Raw genomic sequence first — 4,008 nt, forward strand, 5'->3', positions numbered from 1 at the left:
GGGAGGCCTGCTGCGCCGGCTGCTGCCGGCCGGATCAATGGCGTGGCTGGCAGCATGGCCGCCGGGGCCGCCGCGATCGACGCCTGCGTCTTCGGTTTGTTGCCCGCGATCGCAGCGGAGGCAGCCATGTCGCCGTCACTGTCGGCCAGTTCGCCGGCATGGTCCGCATCGCTGATGCGGGTGGGCCCGGCGTGATCGCTCAAGATCACCACCAGCACGCGGCGGTTGCGGTTGCGGCCTTCGACCGTAGCGTTGTCCGCCGCCGGGCGGAACTCGCCCCAGCCGATGATGCCCATGCGGTTCGGGCTGACGCCCTGGTCCGCGAACAGCCGCGCCACGCTGGCGGCGCGCGCGGCGGACAATTCCCAGTTGGACGGATAGACGGCCGTATTGATCGGCTTGTCGTCGGTGTAGCCTTCGATGCGCAACGGGTTGCCGAACGGCGCCAGGATGCCGGCCAGGTTGCCGAGCACCGCATCGGCCGGACGCGAGAGCTGCGCCACGCCGCTGGGGAACAGGATGTCGGTGCGGATCTCCACCTCCAGCCAGTTGGCCGTGCGCCGCACCACCACCTGCTTCCTGTCGATCAACGGCTGCAGGGCCTTCTCGACCTCGTTCTGGATGCGCGTGAGGTTCGCCTGACGGACGGCCTCTTCGGCCGCCTGCGTGTCGCGCAGCGTCTCGTGCGGCGCCCGCTCGGCGACCTTGCGCACCGGCGCGGGACGCAGCGGGATCGGCACCGCAATCGGAGCGACGGCCGCCCCGGGCTGGCCCGCCGGCGCGGCGATCGCCGGATCGATGTTGTGCGGTCGCGCCTTCTCCGGCGGCATCGGCGCGATCACGTGGCTGGAACCGTTGAACGCCTCGACGATCGACTCGGACATCACGCGGTACTTGCCCTCGTTGACCACCGAGACGGCGTACATCACCACGAAGAAGGCGAGCAGCAGCGTCATCAGGTCGGCATAGGGAATCGCCCAGGCCTCGTGGTTGACGTGGTCCTCGTGGTGCTTGCGTTTCATGCGCACCTCTCCTCCCCCTGCCGGCAGGGGAAGGTCGGGAGGGGGTCGGGCGCACTGGTTGAAGAGCACCCCTCCCCGGCCCTTCCCTGCACGCAGGGGCGGGAGGCAAGGTCGCGCGGCGCCGGGCTCACGACAGATACCCCTGCAGCTTGGCCTCGATCTGCCGCGGGTTGTCCCCCTCGGCGATCGACACCAGCCCTTCGACGAGGATCTCGCGCATCTGCGTCTGCTTGCGCACCAGGCCTTTGAGCCGGGCCGACATCGGCAACATCAGCAGGTTGGCCAGCGCGACGCCATAGATGGTGGCGACGAAGGCGGCGGCGATGCCGTGGCCGAGCTTGCTGGGGTCGGCCAGGTTCTGCATCACCGCCATCAGGCCCATCACGGCACCGATGATGCCCATGGTGGGCGAGTAGATGCCGGCGTTCTCGAACACCTTGGCGGCGACCAGTTCGTTGTGTTCGCGCGCCTCCATCTCGACTTCCAGCACGCCGCGGATCGCGTCCGGCTCGCCGCCGTCGACCAGCATCTGCAGGCCCTTGCGCACGAAGCCGTCGTCCTCCTCCTCGATCTGCGGCTCCAGGCCGAGCAGGCCCTGGCGGCGGGAAATCTCGCTCCAGCCGATGATGCGGGTGATCAGGTCGGACGGGTGGAACACCGGTGGCCGGTAGACCATCGGCAGCATGCCCAGCGCGCGTCGGAGCACACTCCCGGGCGTCTGCACCATCAGCGCGGCGATGGTGCCGGCGAACACGATCACGAACGCCGCCGGGTTGACCAGCGCGCCGACCGTGGAGCCCTTGAGGATCGTGCCGACGATGATGACCAGGAAGGCCAGGATCGTGCCGGCGAGGCTCACCAGGTCCATGTCAGCCGGCCGCCCTCAATGACGGCAGCAGTTGCCCGCCGTCGTCGGCCAGGCCCGCAAGGTCCAGCACCAGCGCCAGGTTACCGTCGCCGGTGACGGTGGCACCGGCAATGCCCGGCACGCCCTCGAACAACGGACCCAGCGGCTTGGCCATCACGTCCTCGCGGCCGAGTACCTCGTGCACCAGGCAGCCGATGTGCTGGTGGCCGATGTGCAGCACCACCACGTGGCGAGGCGCGGCGCCGAGCACGCCGGCCCAGCCGGCCAGGTCGCCCAGCGGCAGCGCGCGGCCGCGGTGGTTGGCGACCAGCCGGCCGTCGAGCATGCGGTCCTGGCCCGGGACGAGCTCGAACACTTCCTCCACGTTGGAGAGCGGCAGCGCGAACAGCCGCGGCCCCACGCGCACCATCAGCACGCGCAGGATCGCCAGGGTCAGCGGCACGGTCAGTTCCAGCTCGCTGCCCTGGCCGAGCTTCGAGCGCACCTGCAGGGTGCCGCCCAGTTCGGCCACGCGCGTCTTGACCACGTCCATGCCGACGCCGCGGCCGGAGATGTCGGAAATCTGCGCGGCGGTGGAGAAACCCGGCCGGAAGATCAGCTCGTAGCACTCGTTCTCGGTCAGGCGTGCGGCCTGGGCCTCGTCGATTACGCCCTTCTCGACCGCCTTGCGCTTGAGCACCTCGGGGTTCATGCCGCGGCCGTCGTCGCTCACCGCGATCACGATGCGCTCGCCGCGCTGGCTGGCCGACAGGCGCACGGTGCCGCGACGCGACTTGCCGGCCTTGAGCCGCTCGTCCGGCATTTCCAGGCCATGGTCGAGCGCGTTGCGCAGCAGGTGGATCAACGGATCGGCCAGCGCCTCGACCAGGCTGCGGTCCAGGTCGGTGCCCTCGCCTTCGGTGACCAGGTCCACTTCCTTGCCCAGTTGCCGGGCGAGGTCGCGCACGATCCGCGGGAAGCGCTGGAACAGCCGGCCGACCGGCTGCATGCGCATGGCCAGTACCGCGCCCTGCATCTCGTCGGCCACCCGATCGAGCTCGGCCGCCGCCTGCGCCAGGGTTTCGTCGCCACTCTTCTGCGCCAGGCTCTGCAGGCGGTTGCGCACCAGCACCAGCTCGCCGGCGCGATTGACCAGCGCGTCGAGCCGACCGGTGTCGACACGCACGCTGGTCTCGGCCGGCGCCGACGCCCGCGCCGGCGCCGCGGCGGGAGCCGGCGCGGGTGCCGCTGCGGTCGCCACGGGCTGGGCGCCGGGAGCGCCCCCCTTGCCGTGCAGGTTGTCGAGCAACGCCTCGAACTCGTCGTCGGCGATGCTGGTGCTGGGCGCCGGTGCGGCGCTGGCGCCAGGCGCCGCGGTGCCGTGCAGGTTGTCCAGCAGCGCCTCGAACTCGTCGTCGCTGATGCTGGTCGGTGATGCCGGCGGCGCGGCCGGCGGAACCGTGCCCGGCGCCGCGGTGCCGTACAGGCTATCCAGCAGCGCCTCGAACTCACTGTCGTCGATGCTGCCGTCGGCGGGGGCGGGAGCCGGCGCCGCCACGGGTGCGGGCGCAGGCGCGGGCGCCGCGCCGGGCATCAGTCGTTTGAGCAGCGCCGGCGGTGGCATGGCCATGGACGCACCGCCACGCAGCGCGTCCATCATCGCGTTGAGCAGGTCCAGCGCCTCCAGCAGCGCGTCCATCTGCGCCGAGTCCAGCACCAGCGCGCCGTTGCGTGCAGCGTTGAGCAGGTCCTCGGCGTGGTGGCACAGCTGCACCATCGGCTCGACGGCGAGGAAGCCCGCGCCACCCTTGACCGTGTGGAAGGCGCGGAACACCGCGTTGAGCAGTTCGGCGTCGCGCGGGTTGGCCTCCAGCTCGACCAGCTGTTCCGACAAGCGCTCGACCAGTTCCCCGGCCTCGACCAGGAAATCGTCGCGCAGTTCGGCGTCGAGCGAGGGATCCATGCTCATCCGGCCGCGCTCAGAAGCCGAATTCGCTGAGCAGGCGGTCCGCCTCGTCCTGGCCGGAGATCTTCTCCACCACCGGCGGCGGCTCGCGGCCGGACAGGGCCCCGGTCAGGCGCACCAGCTCCAGCAGCGAGGATTCGACCGATTCGATGAAGTTGACCACCTTCTTGATG

At 70.7% G+C, this 4,008-nt stretch carries 3 protein-coding genes; all 3 read right to left on the bottom strand.

Annotated elements, in window-relative coordinates; translation table 11 throughout:
* Positions 1-1,022: flagellar motor protein MotD (motD, locus tag VFH59_RS00395; protein WP_325162907.1), on the bottom strand; the 1,022-nt coding region annotated here is incomplete at its 3' end.
* 127 nt (positions 1,023-1,149) lie between these two features.
* Positions 1,150-1,890, bottom strand: coding sequence for a flagellar motor protein (locus tag VFH59_RS00400; RefSeq protein ID WP_325162908.1), 741 nt, complete (start codon positions 1,888-1,890; stop codon positions 1,150-1,152).
* A gap of 1 nt (position 1,891) precedes the next feature.
* Positions 1,892-3,832 (bottom strand): chemotaxis protein CheA, encoded by a 1,941-nt coding sequence (locus tag VFH59_RS00405; protein ID WP_325162909.1) that lies wholly within the window; start codon positions 3,830-3,832, stop codon positions 1,892-1,894.
* Between the last annotated feature and the right edge of the window lie 176 nt (positions 3,833-4,008).

It is taken from the genome of Frateuria sp., assembly GCF_035695185.1.
GTDB lineage: Bacteria > Pseudomonadota > Gammaproteobacteria > Xanthomonadales > Rhodanobacteraceae > Frateuria_A.

Excerpts from the sequence above, each read along its gene's own strand:
- VFH59_RS00400 (WP_325162908.1), bottom strand. The coding sequence starts at position 1,890 with ATGGACCTGGTGAGCCTCGCCGGCACGATCCTGGCCTTCCTGGTCATC.
- VFH59_RS00405 (WP_325162909.1), bottom strand. The coding sequence starts at position 3,832 with ATGGATCCCTCGCTCGACGCCGAACTGCGCGACGATTTCCTGGTCGAG.